At 61.9% G+C, this 17,560-nt stretch carries 12 protein-coding genes and 1 tRNA gene; 6 read left to right on the plus strand and 7 right to left on the minus strand.

The window, feature by feature from the left end; translation table 11 throughout:
- Positions 1-75: 75 nt before the first annotated feature.
- Positions 76-528, plus strand: coding sequence for a GFA family protein (locus AB4X18_RS02800; RefSeq protein ID WP_370402179.1), 453 nt, complete (start codon positions 76-78; stop codon positions 526-528).
- Between the two features lie 112 nt (positions 529-640).
- Here AB4X18_RS02800 and AB4X18_RS02805 read toward each other — a convergent pair whose 3' ends face one another.
- Complete coding sequence (locus AB4X18_RS02805) at positions 641-1,771, minus strand: WD40/YVTN/BNR-like repeat-containing protein (protein WP_370402180.1); 1,131 nt, start codon at positions 1,769-1,771, stop codon at positions 641-643.
- Positions 1,772-2,067: 296 nt separating this feature from the next.
- Here AB4X18_RS02805 and acs point away from each other — a divergent pair, with 296 nt between their 5' ends.
- Positions 2,068-4,023, plus strand: coding sequence for an acetate--CoA ligase (gene acs / locus AB4X18_RS02810; protein ID WP_432817064.1), 1,956 nt, complete (start codon positions 2,068-2,070; stop codon positions 4,021-4,023).
- Between the two features lie 20 nt (positions 4,024-4,043).
- Here acs and AB4X18_RS02815 read toward each other — a convergent pair whose 3' ends face one another.
- Positions 4,044-4,742: an HAD family hydrolase gene (locus AB4X18_RS02815; protein ID WP_432817403.1), complete on the minus strand. Its 699-nt coding sequence runs from the start codon at positions 4,740-4,742 to the stop codon at positions 4,044-4,046.
- Between the two features lie 143 nt (positions 4,743-4,885).
- Between AB4X18_RS02815 and AB4X18_RS02820 the strand changes: the two genes are divergently transcribed.
- Positions 4,886-5,389: a flavin reductase family protein gene (locus tag AB4X18_RS02820; RefSeq protein ID WP_370402182.1), complete on the plus strand. Its 504-nt coding sequence runs from the start codon at positions 4,886-4,888 to the stop codon at positions 5,387-5,389.
- Here the strand turns inward: AB4X18_RS02820 and AB4X18_RS02825 are convergent.
- The 5 genes from AB4X18_RS02825 to AB4X18_RS02845 form a co-directional block, all read right to left on the minus strand.
- A complete protein-coding gene (locus AB4X18_RS02825; protein ID WP_432817065.1) occupies positions 5,386-9,543 on the minus strand; it encodes a translocation/assembly module TamB domain-containing protein in 4,158 nt (1,385 codons plus the stop codon). The genes AB4X18_RS02820 and AB4X18_RS02825 overlap by 4 nt on opposite strands.
- Positions 9,543-11,357, minus strand: coding sequence for an autotransporter assembly complex protein TamA (locus tag AB4X18_RS02830; protein WP_370402184.1), 1,815 nt, complete (start codon positions 11,355-11,357; stop codon positions 9,543-9,545). The genes AB4X18_RS02825 and AB4X18_RS02830 overlap by 1 nt, the downstream gene beginning before the upstream one ends.
- Positions 11,358-11,677: 320 nt before the next feature.
- Positions 11,678-11,764: transfer RNA gene (locus AB4X18_RS02835), tRNA-Leu, on the minus strand.
- Positions 11,765-11,804: 40 nt separating this feature from the next.
- Positions 11,805-12,365 (minus strand): tetratricopeptide repeat protein, encoded by a 561-nt coding sequence (locus tag AB4X18_RS02840; protein WP_370402185.1) that lies wholly within the window; start codon positions 12,363-12,365, stop codon positions 11,805-11,807.
- Positions 12,366-12,397: 32 nt separating this feature from the next.
- Positions 12,398-12,883 (minus strand): Lrp/AsnC family transcriptional regulator, encoded by a 486-nt coding sequence (locus AB4X18_RS02845; protein ID WP_370402186.1) that lies wholly within the window; start codon positions 12,881-12,883, stop codon positions 12,398-12,400.
- A gap of 98 nt (positions 12,884-12,981) precedes the next feature.
- Between AB4X18_RS02845 and putA the strand changes: the two genes are divergently transcribed.
- The 3 genes from putA to AB4X18_RS02860 are packed head-to-tail and all read left to right on the plus strand — an operon-like array spanning position 12,982 to position 17,560.
- A complete protein-coding gene (gene putA / locus AB4X18_RS02850; RefSeq protein WP_432817066.1) occupies positions 12,982-16,404 on the plus strand; it encodes a bifunctional proline dehydrogenase/L-glutamate gamma-semialdehyde dehydrogenase PutA in 3,423 nt (1,140 codons plus the stop codon).
- 41 nt (positions 16,405-16,445) lie between these two features.
- A complete protein-coding gene (locus AB4X18_RS02855) occupies positions 16,446-17,189 on the plus strand; it encodes a rhomboid family intramembrane serine protease (RefSeq protein WP_370402187.1) in 744 nt (247 codons plus the stop codon).
- Positions 17,186-17,560 (plus strand): GFA family protein, encoded by a 375-nt coding sequence (locus tag AB4X18_RS02860; RefSeq protein ID WP_370402188.1) that lies wholly within the window; start codon positions 17,186-17,188, stop codon positions 17,558-17,560. The genes AB4X18_RS02855 and AB4X18_RS02860 overlap by 4 nt, the downstream gene beginning before the upstream one ends.

Raw genomic sequence — 17,560 nt, forward strand, 5'->3', positions numbered from 1 at the left:
GAAGAAAGCTGAAGCATGAATAAACACACCGGACCTTTTGAAGGGGGCTGTGCCTGTGGGCACGTTCGTTATGAAATGACCACCGAGCCAATGATCGTGCACGGGTGCCATTGTCGCTGGTGCCAACGGGAGAGCGGCGCGTCATTTGCGGTCAATGCGCTGATCGAGGCGGACCGGGTACAGGTCACCAAGGGCGAGGTGGCAGAAATCCTCACCCCCTCCCTCAGCGGTGTCGGGCAAATGTTTGCACGCTGCCCCAAATGCCACGTCACCCTTTGGACCAATTATCTGGCCATGCGCGGAGGCTTGGGTGAAGTCGTTCGGTTTATCCGCGTAGGCACGCTTGACAACCCGGATCCGTTTGCGCCCGACGTTCACATTTTCACGTCGACAAAACAGCCATGGGTCATCCTGCCATCCGACGTTCCTGCCTTTGAAGAGTATTTCGTTATCAAGGATATCTGGTCCACAGAAAGTCTGGCACGACGGGCTGTATTGCATGAGATCGTCGGAACCCCCGCGCCCTGACCGGCGGGGACGACAAGCAGCAAACGGAGCCAGCGGATCAGCGCAACTTGCAGACGGAGATGGATTTGAAGGCCGGTATCGCCAGTCGGTGATTTGCCACTCTTTTGCACTGTTACTGGGTCAGCGTCTCCACCGACAGGATCGTCGGCAAGTGCCGCGCGATTTCAGACCAGCTTTCACCTTCATCGAAACTGGCAAAGACGGACCCGGTGTTGGTGCCGAAGTAGATGCCCGCCTTTGGGTCGGTAGCCATGGACTGCCGCAATACGGTGAAGAAACATGACCCCTGCGGCAGTCCATCGCGTTTGGCGTGCCACGTTTCGCCCCCGTCAGCGGATTTCCAGACCGCCGCCGAGGCATCAGGCGGATAGCGGCCGACGGAATCACCGTTCAGGGGGACCACCCAGATCATATCGGGATCGTCAGGGTGTATTGCGATCGGAAAGCCGAATGTCGACGGCAACCCAGCGGTGATATCGCGCCACGTGCGCCCGCCGTCCGTGCTGCGGTAGGTGCCGTGGTGGTTCTGCTGATACATCAGATCACCGGGTCCACGCTGCATGTTGTGCACGCAGTATCCCGTATCACCGTCACGCGGTGCCGCCGGGTGCGGATGTGCGGTACAGACCGTGTCGTTGGACAAACGATTGCGGCGTTCCCAGCTTGCGCCACCGTCTTCGGTCGCAAAGACGCCAGCTGCGGAAATGCCGAGCCATATCTTGTCGGCATGCTGTGGATCACTGATCAACGTGTGAAGCACCAGACCGGCACCACCGGGGTTCCAGCCTTCGCGGGATGGGTGCGCATCTAAGGCAGCATTCCTCTGCCATGTCAGGCCCCCGTCCGAACTGGACAAAAGCGAGGCCGGGTTGGTCCCGGCGTAAAGGACACCATGGGCACTGTGCAGCGACCAGACCGCCATCAGGTTTTCAAAGGGAACCTCGGTCGGTTTCCAATCGAAGAACGCCGCTGTGTCCGGATCGGAGGCCGCCCACTCATCGATCTGGCCCTTTGACAGCTTGGACAGCTCCCAGTTTTCGCCATCCTCGGATCGCCAGACACCGGCCCCGGACCAATCGCTGCCACCGCCCGCCCAGATCATATCGTGATCTGGGTCGCCAATCACGTGATTGATGCACCAGCCATCACAATGCGGGCCAGACACCGACCAGTCCGTGCCATCGGGGCGAAGGACGAAAGCACCCTTTGTCGTGCCGAGAAGAACGCTTGCCACTGCGGCCATGATATCCTCCGGCGATCAGCTTAACACATTACCGGACCCCTGTCGCATCTACGCCGCCATGGTTTCAGCGCAGGCGTGCCGCTACTCCCTAAGAGCGCAGCCAATGTTGCCGAGCGCCGTGTTCCCCGGACTCGAATTTACAAGTTTTCCACCCAACTTGAAAAAACTTTACAGAAGGTCGCTGCGGACCAAGCCTGCGTGTTTCTTTCAAGGGCCGAAGCCCATAGGATTTGCCCAAATGACGGGAACACTGTGCGATCCAAGACGCAGCCCCACTACCGGAGGAGACCTCAACCATGTCCGACACCGCCAAAACCTATCCGCCCAGTGCCGATCTTGCCGCCAAGGCACATGTGAACGCCGAACGCTATGAGAAGATGTACGCGGCCTCCATCGCAGACCCGGACGCGTTCTGGGCCGAGCAGGGCAAGCGGGTCGACTGGATCAAGCCGTTTACGCAGGTGAAAGACGTCGATTTCACATTGGGGAACGTCCAAATCAACTGGTATGCGGACGGTGAACTGAACGTGGCGGCCAATTGCGTGGACCGCCACATGGAGACCCGGCCCGATCAAACGGCGATCATCTGGGAGCCGGACAGCCCCGACGATGAAGCCCTGCACATCACCTACCGTGAATTGCACGGCCACGTCTGCCGGATGGCCAATGTGCTCAAGAAACTGGGCATCGGCAAAGGCGACCGGGTCATCATCTACATGCCAATGATCCCCGAAGCGGCCTATGCCATGCTCGCCTGTGCGCGGATCGGGGCGATTCACTCCATCGTCTTTGCCGGCTTCTCTCCGGATGCCTTGGGTGCGCGGGTGAACGGGTGTGACGCCAAGCTGGTGATTACGTCGGATGGTGCGCCGCGCGGGGGGCGTGTCACGAACCTCAAGGACAATGTGAACAAGGCGCTTCTGAATGACTTCGACGAGGTGAAATGCCTTGTCGTCAAGCGTACCGGCCAACAGGTCGCATGGCGGGGCGATCTGGATTTCTGGCTGCATGAGCAGTTGGAGGGGATCGACGATGATTGCCCGGCCGAACCGATGAATGCCGAAGACCCGCTGTTCATCCTCTACACCTCCGGCTCCACCGGGCAGCCCAAGGGCGTGGTGCATACCACAGGCGGTTATCTGGTCTATGCCGCGATGACCCACGAAATCACCTTTGACTATCATGACGGCGATATCTTCTGGTGCACCGCAGACGTCGGCTGGGTCACGGGACACAGCTATATCGTCTATGGCCCGCTCGCGAACGGGGCGACGACGCTGATGTTCGAAGGCGTTCCCACCTATCCTGATGCAAGCCGGTTCTGGCAGGTCTGCGAAAAGCATCAAGTGAACCAGTTCTACACCGCGCCCACGGCGTTGCGGGCATTGATGGGTCAGGGAAACGAGTGGGTCGAGAAAGCTGATCTGAGCAGCCTGCGCCTGCTGGGCACCGTGGGGGAGCCGATCAATCCCGAAGCGTGGAACTGGTACAACACGGTCGTCGGTGGCGGGCGCTGTCCCATCGTGGATACCTGGTGGCAGACCGAAACGGGCGGTCACCTGATGACCCCCCTGCCCGGCGCACACGCCATGAAACCGGGCGCGGCGATGAAGCCCTTCTTCGGGATCAAGCCTCTGGTCCTCGAACCGACATCGGCCGAGGTGCTGGAGGAAAATCCGGTGGAGGGCGTGCTGGTCATCGCAGACAGCTGGCCGGGGCAGATGCGCACCGTCTGGGGCGATCATGAACGGTTCGAAAAGACCTATTTCTCTGACTATCCGGGATATTACTTTACCGGTGACGGCTGCAAACGTGATGCGGATGGCGATTACTGGATCACGGGCCGCGTGGATGACGTGATCAACGTCTCTGGTCACCGCATGGGCACGGCGGAGGTGGAAAGCGCCCTGGTCGCGCATGAGACTGTCGCTGAAGCCGCCGTCGTCGGCTATCCGCACGACATCAAAGGTCAGGGTATCTACTGTTATGTGACGCTGATGGGCGGTCAGGAACCGACGGATGCGCTGCGCAAGGAGCTTGAGACATGGGTCCGCTCAGAGATTGGCCCGATTGCCAAACCGGACCTCATCCAGTGGGCCCCCGGTTTGCCCAAGACGCGCTCCGGCAAGATCATGCGTCGCATCCTGCGCAAGATCGCGGAGAATGACTATGGCACGCTTGGGGATACGTCCACACTCGCCGACCCATCGGTGGTGGATGATCTGATCGAAAACCGGATGAACCGGGGATAACGCGACGGGGTTGGGGGTGGCTAGCGAACGTCGGTTTGCGCGAACACCCCCATCTCCGCATAGGAAGCAAACACGTGTGAGGCACCCGCCTCCCGCAGTCGGTGGGACAGGGTGACATCGGCATGGCTTCCACCCGTAAATCCCCAGACCTCCATCCCTGCCGCGACGCCTGCGCGCACGCCGTTCAGGCTGTCTTCGATCACGATGCAGGCGGCGGGGACTTCGCCCAGCTTGTCGGCGGCAAGGAGAAACAGGTCAGGGGCGGGTTTGCCCCGCGCGACCAATTCGCCCGAGTAGACATGCGGCCCAAAGAACCCCGCCAGATCAGTGTGCGTCAGCTTCCAGCGTAGCGTTTGCACACCGCTGGAGGACGCAACCGCCCGTTTGCCGGTCATCATGCCAAGGAAACCGGCCACATCCGCGATCGGCGTCAGTTCCTGCTGCAGTCTTTCGCGTGACCGTGCATTCATCCGTTCTGGAAGGGCTGCTGGAAACCGGCCCAGCCCGCGTGCCTCGAAGTCCTGTTTGAGCGTCGCAACGAATGCGTCCTCCGGCAACCCCGTGAAGCGATTGCCATAGTCGGTCCGGTTGTACACCAATCCGATTTCTTCCAAGCAGGCCCGTTCGACGGCCTGGTAGATATGTTCGCTGTCCACCAGAACGCCGTCACAGTCGAAGAGGATGGGGCGGGATATCAACACGCCCCTGTGTTTCATCATTTTCACGCAGGAGCCATACATGCGAACGCATATCTGATGAAGGCATGTGCGCCCATGCCCTTTCAACGCCTTCAATCCTACCCCTTCTCTGGACAATTCTGCGTCCTCATGGCACCGCTTGCCGGATGAATGTGCATGATGACATGATCCCTTTCGCCCCGGCAGCCAATACCGAGGCGCTCCGCTCCGCTTTCGGGCGGTTCGGGACAGGCGTGATCGTCATCACGACCGACTGCGACATCGGCCCCTTGGGCATGACGGCGAATTCGTTCACGTCCGTCTCTCTCGATCCGCCTTTGGTGCTTTGGTCTGCGGCGATCCGGTCCAAACGGCACGACGCCTTCGCAAGAGCCAACCATTTCGCCATCCACGTGCTGGGAATGGATCAACAGGGGCTGGCGCAGCATTTCGCGCGTCAGGGTGAAGGGTTCGACACCCTTGACTGGACCCCGGGACCCGGCGGCGCGCCTACAATTGCGGGCTGTCTGGCCGTCTTTCATTGCGACCGATACGCCGTGCATCCCGGCGGAGATCACTCGATTATCCTTGGGCAGGTCATGCACGCGGCAGAGCGCAAGGGCTCCGGCGCGGGGCTGTTGTTCGATCGGGGCCGGTTCGGCCATTTCAGCGCCGGCGCGGAGAGTTAATAGTCCTTTTCGAAGAAGATCCCGATCCCGGTATCCCCATCGGAGCCCAGCGTGGCCTTACCCTTCAGATTGGGCGTGATGTCGATGTTCAGGGAGACATCCGCAGACCCATCCGACGCAGCCGTCACGTCCGAATAAACGTTTTCTGAGATATACTTGCCCGCGCGCACTGCCGTCGCGCCATCGTCCGTCGTTGTCACGTCCAGATCATCCAACCCAAACCCTTCCCGCAGGTTCGAGATCACGCCCGTCCCGCCGCGCCCGGCCAAAGTGGCCACCGCATTGGCAAGCTGAAGGGCCTGAAAGGCAGAAATCTCTGATATGTTCCGCCCGAACAGAAGCTGTGCCAGCACTTCATCCTGCGGGGCTTCGGGTGTGGATTCAAAACTGACCTCGGGCGCGTCCGCAGGTCCCTCGACAATCACGCGGACTTCGCCCGTCTGCGTGTCGGTCGCGGAAACGAACCGGATGAAAGGCACCAGATCGCCTTGGAACTGGATCGACCCCTCGCGCAGGTCAAACCGTTTGCCAAGAATATCCAGCCGTCCGCGCAAAAGCGAGAAACGCCCAGCAGAAATGATGCGATTGGTGGTTCCTGTCAGGCGAAGCCCGCCGCCCAATTCCGCATCCAGCCCGCGCCCGCGCACAAAGATCCGGTTGGGCGCGTTTACTTGCAGGTCCAGTCCAAATCCCGGGCCAGTGCGTGCGGCATCTGCTTCGGCCTGACTTGCCGCGTCCACACCTGCCTTGCGCCGCGTCGCCATGACGGGACGCGTGGCGCCGATATGGTCGATGGCCGGAATGTCTCCGATGGAGGTGAGTCCGGTCGAAGGCACGCTGATGTCGGTCTCTCCCACATCTACGGCGCCGCTGATCCGGGCGCCCCCGGTCAGTGGTCCGGCCAGACGCAGCGCACCGCTTACGGTGGTGGCGAAAAGCCGGGGGTCAACCAACGCGAGGTTTTCCAACCCGATCTGGATGTCGGCAGGCAAAGACCCGGTCAGGGTCACGCTGCCCCCTACCCGCAGGCGCCCGCCGTTCACAGCACTCCCGCTGATCTCAAGATCGGCGCGATTGCGGGCCAGCTGGATGTTGGCCGCGATCCCCTCCAATGCCACCCGCAGATTGGGCGCGCTAAGCGACGCATTGTCGGTCTGGATCGTGCCGGTGACCGAAGACAGCGCGGGCGGGCCATCGACGCTCAAATCGAAACGCGCCTGTCCTTGCAGGCTGCGCGGTGCGATGAACGGGCGGCTCAGGCCCAGGGGCGCGGTGCCGCTGATATCAAGGTCGAGCGTCCCGCCGGGGTTCACCGTGCCTGCGATTTGCGCCTGTGTGCCTGATGGTCCGTCAGCATCGGTGTCGATGCGCCACGCATCGCCTTGCTTGCGGGCGTCCCCCTTGACCGTAAGTGGCCCATTGATCTGCGGCACCAGCGCGCCGAGATTGGGCAGGAAAACATCATACGCCACAGCCGCCTGCGGCCCCGTCACGACCCCTTGGACCGATGCGGTGGATCGATAGGGTCCCGTGGCATTCGTGTCCAGCGCTATGCCATCTTCGGTCTGGCGCACAACTCCTGTCGCGGCCAGCGGTCCGTTGATGCCGGGGGCAAGTGGGCCGACGTCCGGCAGGCTGGCGTCGAACGTCAGGCGCATGTCGGGGCCGGTGGCCAACCCCTCGACAGCGGCCTGCAAACCATAGGGCCCCCGGGCCGTGGTATCGACAAAAAACCCGGCATCTTCTTGACGCAGTGTCCCTTGCGCGCTCAACGCGCCGCTGAATTGCGGGACCAGTGGCTGCACATCAGGCAGGCTCAGATCGTAGGACACCGCGATCTTCGGCGTGATCTGTCCCGCGACACTGGCCTCGACCCGGTATGGTCCTGTTGCCTGTGTTTCGATCTCCAGCCCGTTCTGGGTCTGGCGCAGGCGGCCTTTGGCCTCCAGCGGGCCTTTGACCTGCGGAACCAGCGGATTCACGTCCGGTGCGGACAGATCAAAAGTGATGTCGAGCGGGGTCACAAGCCCCTCGACACGGGCCTCAATGTCATAGGGGCCTGCGGCACTGGTATCGATCCGCCAGCCGTCCGGCGTTTGCCGCAAGATCCCGCTTGCGTTCACCGGACCCTCAATCTGATCCGCGAAGGGTTTGACCTCCGGGATATCGGCACTGAAATTCAGAAGGGCATTGGGGCCCGATGCCAATCCGTCGATCTGGATGGCGGCCGCGTAAGGCCCTTCCGTGCGCGCATCCACGCGCCAGCCTTCGGCATCCTGGGTGGCTGTGGCGCGGACCGTGACCGGCCCTTGGTACTGCGGCGCCACCAGCCCGATGTCCTCCAGCCTGAAATCCGCCTCCACGTCGCTGTTGTCGGTGCGCAGCGCCGCGCGGCCCGTCAGGTTCAATGCCTCGTTCTGCAAGACGAGATCCCGCAGGAATGTCCCGGTTTCATCCCGCAATGCCTGCATTGAAACGGTGGTTCGCCCGGCCAGGACGGCATCCGCCTGAGCGATGCCAAGTTTTAGGTCATCGGTATTGCCGTTGGCCACCAGATCGAATGCCCCGTCAAGTGGCGTGACGGTACCCTGCAGTTCCAGCGCCGTGCTGCCATCAAGCTCCCGTCCCGCCAACGCGGAGAAACGGCTCAGGTCGCTGGCTTCAAGCCGCGCGTCCAGCTCCGTGCGCAGGCTTGCCTCCACACCGTCGATCACCGCATTCCCTGTCAGGGCATAATCCGCCCCGGAAAGATCAAGTCCGCTGATCCTGACCGGCCTGCCTTCCACATAACCGATGCGCGCGCGCCCGGCGATGCTGTCGCCCAGCGCCTCTGACACGGCGGCATCCGTCAGCGCGAGGCCCTGCGCATCAAATCGTATTTCCCCTTCGAACGCGCCTTGCGCGCCGGTGCTGCTGCTCAAGGTGCCATCCAAACCCAATCGGGTTGAGGCGATTGCAACGCCGGGCATCGACAGCGCAGTGATATCGAAATTCGCATCCAGTGCGTCGCCATTCTCCGCGTCATAGGCCACACGCAGGTCCATTCCCTCAACCGTCTTTGCCTCTCCGCCCAAAGGCAGGAGAACGGGTGTCCCATCTGGATTCGCGACGCGGCCCGTGATGTCGATCAGGCTGGGCCAGCCGTCCGCGTTCAAGGTCAGATTGCCTGCGATCTGAGCCGCCCGTGCATTCAAATCAAAGGTGCTGACTTCCACCGCGCCGCTGCTTTCCAGCAGTGCATCGATACGAAGCCGCACATCTTCTCCGAAGAACTCCTGAAACCGCGGGGCGAGCAATGCCGTTACATCCCCGCCGATGTTGGCCTGGACACGGCGATCGGGTTGCGCGGCATTGCGGCGCGAGGGCTGAACACCCAGCGTAACCTGGCCCGCCAGACGTTCCTGCCCAGCGGTGGAAAGCGCAAGATCAGTCACCAGATCATCCAGCGGGCCTGCCCCTTCAATCATCAGATCAAGCGTCGGCTGATCCGGGATCGACAAAAGCCGCGCCACGATCCCTTCCTCCCCTTCCGAAAGCCGTATTAAAAGGTCAAGGACATTTTCCTCGCGCTTCAAGTCAGTCTTGACGGTGAAAACCCCGCGCTTGGCATCGGTGCGTTCCGCTTGCAGATCAATGCGCGCGCCTGCATCATCCAGCCCTGCATTGGCCGTCACGCGCAGTTGCGTATCCTCGCCCAGAACGGGGGCGCCCAGATTGATCGTTTCCACCGCAAAATCAGCGATATCGACGGAGACAGGAAGGTCCGGCAAGCTGAAGGGTGTCGCCTCCGCCTCGGGCAATTCCGTGTCTGTATTGCCTTGCGGCAACCGCGGGATATCGAGCCGTGCGGCTGTCAGGCTCTGCACCTCTAACCGGCCCCGCAGCAGCGCACTGCGATTCCAGTCCAGCAGCACGTCTTCAAGGGTCAGCCAGACCCCTTCATCATCCGCAATCGTCATCCTGTCGAAGGAGGCACGCGAACTGAGCGCGCCTTCAAATCCATCGATGCTGACGGTGCGCCCTGCCCCGCTGAGCACGTTCTGAAGCGTCCGGGTCAGAAATCCCTTGTCGTCATCCGCGTCTTGCGCCACCGATGCAGTCAGGGTGAAAGCCCAAAGGAACAGGACGATGGTGATATGAAGAAGGCGGCGCATCAAAACGCCTGCCCGATGCCGATATAGACCTGAAAATTCTCGCCCGTATCCGGCCCGGATGTCGGCACGGCCACGTCCAACCGGATCGGCCCGATCCCGGTATCATAACGCAGCCCGAGCCCGGCACCTGAATGCCACTCCCCCGAGCCGTCAAAAATCTCCTCCGACCCGATATACCCCAGATCGGCAAAGCCCACGACGCCGATGGTGTCGTTCACGGCCAGGCGCGCCTCTGCCTGTAGTCCGACAAAGCTGCGCCCACCGGCGACATTCCCGCCGCCCAGATCAACGCCCAGCGCCTGATACGGCTGCCCGCGCACGGTCCCTCCCCCACCCGAATAGAACAGATAGTCCGCCGGGGCTTCATTCAGCGCAGGGCCGATCACCGAACCCAGTTGGCCGCGCAGGGCAAGGGTCACAGGCCGCTCCGTCCCGAAAGTCCGATAGGCGCGGGCATCGACAAAGCTGCGCATCCCGTTGTCAGCGCCGTCCACGGCCACGAACGGCGTAGCGCTGACCTTGAGGTAGTATCCGTCCGTCGTATCCAGCGCGACATCCCGGTAATCAAACTCCGCCTCCAGTGGCAGGGTCAGCAGCGTGTAGCGGTTGATGCCAAAGGCGTCTTCCGTCTCGGCCGTGCGCAGGCCAAGGCCCAGGCGGTAGGTCCGGTTCTCGTTTGCGATCCGTTCGATCCCTGCTTCGATGTCGAACTGGCGGGAAAAGAAATTAACCTCGTCAAGCTGCTCCAGCTTGGCCAGCGCGTAGAAATTGGTGTCCTCATTGAAGGTCGCAGGGCGTTCAAACCGCGCGGAAAGGCGGTAATCCTCGCCCCCCGAATTGCCGCCGATCCCGCCTGCTTCGGCCTCCAGCCGCAAGCGTTCGGCGCCACCCAGCAGATTGCGGTGCATCCAGAACGTGCTGAGCGTCAGCCCCTCCAACGATGAAAGCTCTGCCCCGAAACCGAAGCGGCGCTGGGGCGCATCGGCCACCTGCGCGGTGATTGGCAGCGTATCGCCGGGGCCGACTTGCTGCGCTTCGATCAAGGCGACGGCATTGAACGCGCCGGTCCGGCGCAGCCGCGCCTGTGCAAGCCTCAATTCATCGGGCGAAAACACCTCCCCCGTGGGAAGCCCTGCGATCGCAAGTATCCGTTCCGTTCGAACCTTGCTGTCGCCCTTTACCGTCAACGGGCCAAAGCGCAGGCGTTTGCCGGGTGCCAAACGGATATCCGCGTTGATAAGTTGATCGTCATGACGCGCGGTCAGGTCCTGTCCGGCCAGACGCGCCTTCGCGTAGCCAGCAGCGCGCCACCCGTCGATGCCGACCGCGACGGTATCCTTGAGTACCCCCAAGCGTGCGGTCTGTCCGGTGGCAAAACCTTCCGGCAATTCGGTGTCGGGGGCGGTTGGCCCGATGCCCACGCGACCAAAGCGGAACCTCGGTCCGGTTTCAACCGTGATGATCGCACGGTCAATGCTTCGGGGCGGCTGTACGGGCGGTATGGCCGCTGCATCCCTGCCATCCAGCGAAATGGTGATCACCGGCCCGAAATAGCCAGCATCATACAGTAGCGCCAGCAGCCTTCCGTAATCCGCCTGTGCCGCGGCGACCAGTTCCTGTGTCGATGGATCGGCATCGTCTGCGGTCTGCTCAGCCAGCAGCGATCCACCCAGCAAGGTCGCGTAAAGATCACTTTCAGGGTCGACCCCGCGAAGGGTAAGATCGGCTGCCGACAAGGTCGTAGACATCAGCAGGCCAAGCGCCAAACCTGCAAAACCTGTCCGGGCGCGATACCCGATAGACGCATTCCTCATGCGCGACCCCTTCATGAAAACGCTTGCGCACCACCGCAAAGTGACCGGTCCCGATGGCCAGTCCTTTTGAAGGTGATCTAACGTCTTTCCGCAGGCGGCTGCAATGTAATGAAGCAGTATTGTGAACACAAAGATGTTGGGCCTCCGGCGGTGCTTGGTCCGGATGACGCGTCCGGGTGTGGTCCAACGCAACACGGCGCGCAAGGTTCCTGAGCGCATCAAAAACCGCTGAACAGGAAGCCGCCCTGCCCGGTTGGCGGGAGATACATCGTCTTGATCTTGTTCCATGCAGGGGGAAGATCGCTTATCGGAAAAAAAGGTGGTGCGGGCGGTGGGACTCGAACCCACACGGGGCTATGCCCCAACAGATTTTAAGTCTGGTATGTCTACCATTCCATCACGCCCGCATGGGCTGCACCATAGCCCAGCGGCGCGCGGTGTAAATGCTCAGATGTCCTTGCCTTTCGGACCCAGCGGCGCACCTTCCGCCAGCAATGCTTTTTCCGACAGCCACGGATTGTTCTCCACCGCGATCAGCATCTGTTCGCGCGCTTCGTCGATCCGACCAAGGTTCATCAATGTCAGTGCGCGACCCGCCTGCGCCGCGATATGCAAGGGTTGCAGGGTGAGCGCAATGTCGAGGTCGACAAGTGCCTTTTCATGCCGACCACTCAGGAAATAAAGGTACGCCCGCTGATTAAAGCCTTCGGCATACGTGGGACAGTACTCCGTCAGCCGATCGAATTCCGCCAACGCCCCGACAAAATCCGCCACATCGCGCCGACGCATCCCGGCATCCAGCGCCTCCTGGGCCGCTTCATCGGGGGCCTTGAGCCACAATTCCCACATCTCCCCGGACACGCGCCGTCCTTCCATGTGGTTGGGCGCAGCTTGTGACTTCGCGATCAGGTTCAGCATCTCGCGTCGGGTGTCTTGCGGTGCCGGGCAATCCGCCAGCGAGGGGAGTGCCAAAACAGCCAATACAGCGGAAAAAATCGTGGTTCTCATGAACACAAAGAATGGCACGCGGCGCCTTCAGGTCAAGTCTCAACCCCCAAAACGGTTTCCTTGACCGCTTCCATCGCCACATAGGTGGACGTATTGGCCACGTGCGGCAGGGCCGAAACCGTCTCGCCCAGAAAGCGGCGGTAGGCGGTCATGTTGCGGGTTCGCACCTTCAGAAGATAGTCGAAATTGCCAGCGATCATATGAGCTTGCTCGATCTCAGGCTCTCGGGCCACAGCGGCGTTGAAGGCGCGCAGTGCGGCTTCCCTTGTGTCGCTCAGGCGCACTTCGACAAAGGCCACGTGATCCAGCCCCAGCCGGATGGGATCCAGCAATGCGCGATACCCAAGGATCACGCCCGTCTGCTCAAGCCTGCGCAGGCGCGCCTGGGTCGGAGATTTGGACAAGCCGATGCGTCGCGCAAGATCAGCCACGCTGATCCGTGCATCTTCGGCCAGTACTGCCAGAATCGCCCGATCAAAGCGATCAAATGCAGACAGGTCATTTGAAGCGTTTTCCATCCCTTTTTCCGATCAATCGTCCTTCGATTTGGGCAGGATAGGGAAAACCACCTGTGGCGCATAGTATATAATGGCCAAATCACCTCCAGGAGAACGCCATGCCCCGCGACTCAGCTCACGACCTGCGCCATCAGATTGACACCCTGACATATGCCGATCCCGATGCGGTTCTTGCCGATTTGATCAAGACGGCCGCCCTTTCCGCGCAGGACCGCAAGGCAATCACCGCCAGTGCCGCTGACCTGGTGCGCCAGATCAGATCAAGCACCGCACCGGGTTTGATGGAGGTGTTTCTTGCCGAATACGGGCTGTCCACCGACGAAGGTGTCGCGCTGATGTGTCTGGCCGAAGCGCTGTTGCGGGTCCCGGATGCCGACACCATCGATGCGCTGATCGAAGACAAGATCGCCCCGTCGGACTGGGGCCGTCACCTTGGCCATTCCACGTCCAGCCTTGTGAATGCCTCCACCTGGGGTTTGATGCTGACAGGACGGGTGCTTGACGATGATCAACCCGGCCCCGTGCGCCACCTGCGCGCCGCCATCAAGCGGCTGGGGGAGCCGGTGATCCGCACCGCCGTCTCGCGCGCAATGAAGGAAATGGGCCGTCAGTTCGTGCTGGGAGAAGACATTAACGCCGCCATGCAACGCGCTGCAGGGATGGAGAAAATCGGCTTTACCTATTCCTATGACATGCTGGGCGAAGCCGCCCGCACCGAAACAGACGCAAAGCGTTACCACCTCAGCTATTCGCGCGCGATTTCGGCCATTGCGACCGCCTGCACCCATGACGATATCCGCCAGAATCCCGGCATTTCCGTCAAGCTTTCCGCGCTCCACCCACGCTACGAAGTGGCGCAGGAAGACGCGGTGATTACCGATCTGGTGCCGCGCCTGCGGGCGCTGGCGCTGTTGGCCAAATCAGCGGGAATGGGCCTGAACGTGGACGCGGAGGAGGCCGACCGTTTGTCGCTGTCGCTCGACGTCATCGACCGGGTGCTGAGCGAGCCTGCACTGGCCGGGTGGGAAGGGTTCGGCATCGTGGTGCAGGCCTACGGCCCCCGTGCCGGGGCGGTGATTGACGCGCTTTACGACATGGCACAGCGTCACGACCGCAAGATCATGGTACGATTGGTCAAGGGCGCCTATTGGGACACAGAGATCAAGCGCGCGCAGGTCGAAGGGGTTGACGGCTTTCCCGTTTTCACCCGCAAACCGGCGACCGATGTGTCCTACATCGCCAATGCCCGGCGCCTTCTGGGCATGACCGACCGCATCTATCCCCAGTTCGCGACCCATAACGCCCATACGGTTGCTGCCATCTTGCACATGAACGCCGACGCGCAAGCCTATGAATTCCAACGACTTCACGGGATGGGTGAAACGCTGCACAAGCTGGTCATGAAGCAGCACGAGACACGCTGCCGCATTTATGCACCCGTAGGCGCACACAGCGATCTGTTGGCCTATCTGGTCCGCCGCCTGCTGGAAAACGGCGCGAATTCAAGCTTCGTCAATCAGATCGTGGATGAGGATGTCCCGCCGGAAGTGGTTGCCGAAGACCCTTTCGACAAGCTGAAGGAGGCGACGATCACAATTCCCACCGGTCCGCAGGTGTTTCTGCCCCAGCGGGCAAACGCGCGTGGCTTTGACCTGACGCACGCCCCGACACTGGCCGCCATCGACACGGCGCGCGCACCCTTCAAGGATCACAAATGGCACGCGGCCCCGCTGCTTGCAGGCCCTGTCGCGCCGGAGGCGGCCGAACCCGTCGCGAACCCCTATCTGCCCGATCAGCCCGTCGGCACGGTGAAGCCTGCATCGCTTGAAGATGTGGCAACCGCCTTTGACAACGCGGCACCATGGGACGCGCCACTGGCAGAGCGCCGCAAGACCCTGCTCAAGGCCGCCGACATGATCGAGGATCACTACGGCGAGATCTTTGCACTTTTGGCACGCGAGGCGGGCAAGGGGCTGTCCGATTGCGTGGCAGAGCTGCGCGAAGGTGTTGATTTCCTACGGTATTACGCAGGACAGGCCACAAATGCGCCGGCCGCAGGTATCTATACCTGCATTTCACCGTGGAACTTTCCGATGGCGATCTTTGCCGGGCAGGTTTCTGCGGCGCTGGCGGCGGGCAACGCGGTCCTTGCCAAGCCTGCTGAACAGACGCCGCTGGTGGCGGACCTGGTGGTGCGGCTGTTGCATGAAGCGGGCGTGCCGCGCGGTGCGCTGCAACTGTTGCCCGGTGGCGGCGCGGTGGGTGCGGCATTGACAGGCGATGCGCGGCTGGGCGGTGTGGCTTTCACCGGCTCCACAGCAACCGCCTTGCGCATTCGTGCGCAGATGGCCGAAAACTGCACCCCCGGCACCCCGCTGATCGCGGAGACCGGTGGCATCAACGCCATGATCGTTGACAGCACGGCCCTGCCGGAACAGGCCGTGCAATCCATCGTGGAAAGCGCGTTCCAATCCGCCGGGCAACGCTGCTCCGCGCTGCGCTGCCTGTACGTGCAGGAAGACATTGCCGAAGGGTTGACCGAGATGTTGGTCGGCGCGATGCGAGCCCTCAATCTTGGCAATCCGTGGCATCTGAGCACTGACGTCGGCCCTGTCATCGACGAAGCCGCCCGCGCGGGGATCGCCGCGCATATCGATGCGGCGCGCAAGGACGGGCGTGTGATCGCAGAACTGCCCACACCCGAAGGTGCGACATTCATCGCACCCACGCTGATCTCCGTGGGCAGCATCAATGATCTGGAGCGTGAGATCTTTGGCCCCGTGCTGCATCTGGCAACATTCAAGTCTTCCAAGCTGGACCGGGTGATCCATGACATCAACGCCACCGGCTATGGGTTGACCTTTGGGTTGCACACCCGGATCGATGACCGCGTGCAATATGTCTCCGAACGGATCGAAGCGGGGAACATCTATATCAACCGCAACCAGATCGGCGCGATTGTCGGCAGCCAGCCTTTTGGGGGTGAAGGGCTGTCAGGCACCGGGCCAAAGGCGGGCGGGCCAAACTACCTGCCCCGGTTCAGCGCCCCGGACCGGCAGGACGTGTCTGCACATTGGTCCAACGCCCAAGACGCGCTGCCTGCCCTGTCTACCACGCACCATGGCACCCCGATCGAAACGCTGTCGATGCCTGGACCTACGGGGGAATCGAACCGCCTGTCCACCCTGCCCCGCGCCGCGCTTTTATGCATGGGGCCGGGCGCGGACGCCGCCACCGCACAGGCGCGCGCGGTCGAGGCCCTTGGCGGTATGGCGCTGCAGGCGACCGGGCTGATCGACCCCGACGCGCTGATCGATGGTCCGGATTATGGTGGCGTTCTGTGGTGGGGAGACGCTGAAACCGCGCGCGCCATTGAGATGGCACTGGCCAAACGCACCGGTCCGATCCTGCCGCTTTTGCGCGGTTTGCCCGACATCGCGCGGGTGCGCGGCGAACGGCATGTTTGTGTCGATACCACGGCTTCGGGCGGCAACGCCGCGCTGCTGGGCGCTGCGACCTGACAGACCTTGACGCTGGGTGCCCGATCACCCAGCGTGCACCCATGTTTCCGATCCGCGACCATAACCCTTCGGGGCGCACGCCCTATGTCACCTATGTGCTGATGGCATTGAACATCGGCGTGTTCCTGAGCTACGCCGCCTTGCTGTCGGACGAGCGCGCCATCGGTGCCTTTTACTACGAATGGGCGCTCTTTCCCGCACGCATCAGTGGGGGACAGGGTTTCGAAGGGCTGCTGACATCCATGTTCCTGCATGGGGGGTGGATGCACCTTGCAGGCAACATGCTGTTTTTGTGGATATACGGCGACAACGTAGAAGATGAGATGGGGCACATGCCGTTCCTGATCTTCTATCTGCTGGCAGGTTCCGCAGCCGGGCTGGCGCAGGTGGTTTTTGAGCCTACATCGACCGTTCCCATGATCGGCGCATCCGGTGCGATTGCCGGGGTGATGGGGGCATACCTTTTGCTGTTTCCCAAGGCCAAGGTGGATATCCTGATCATCTTCATTGTGTTCTTCCGCATCTTTCCGATCCCCGCGTGGATCATGCTGATGGTCTGGTTCGCCATGCAATTCATTGGTGGTCTGGGGACCGATCCGCTTGAAGGCGGTGTGGCTTATTGGGCGCATGCGGGGGGCTTTGTCGCGGGGATGCTGCTTGCGCTGCCGCTCTGGCTGAAACGGGGCGGGCCCGCTTTCTGGCAGCGCACTGATGGCCACCCACCCCACCCCGAAGCCGACTACAGCGCGATTGAAAGCCGCCTGCCAAAAGTGCGCCGCAGATGAGTAAAGGCTGCGGCATCACGGCCCGCTGCCATTGCGGCGCAGTTGTTCTGACGGCTCACCTGCCGCGCGGGCTGGCTGATGTCAGCCGGTGCTCCTGTTCATTCTGTGCCCGCCGTCAGGCAGGCGCGGTGATGGCCACGGCCTCAACCGTCAAGGTGCTGGAAGGGGAGGAAAATCTCACGCTCTACACTTGGGGCACCCGCACCGCGCAACATTACTTTTGCAAGACCTGCGGCATCTACACCCACCACCAACGCCGCTCGGACCCCACGGAATGCGGGATCAACATCGGTTGCATCGATGGTGTGAACACGTGGGAGCATGAGCCCATTCGCTGGACCGACGGGGTGAACCACCCCTCAGACAGCTAG

Source organism: Sulfitobacter rhodophyticola, assembly GCF_041281685.2.
GTDB lineage: Bacteria > Pseudomonadota > Alphaproteobacteria > Rhodobacterales > Rhodobacteraceae > Sulfitobacter.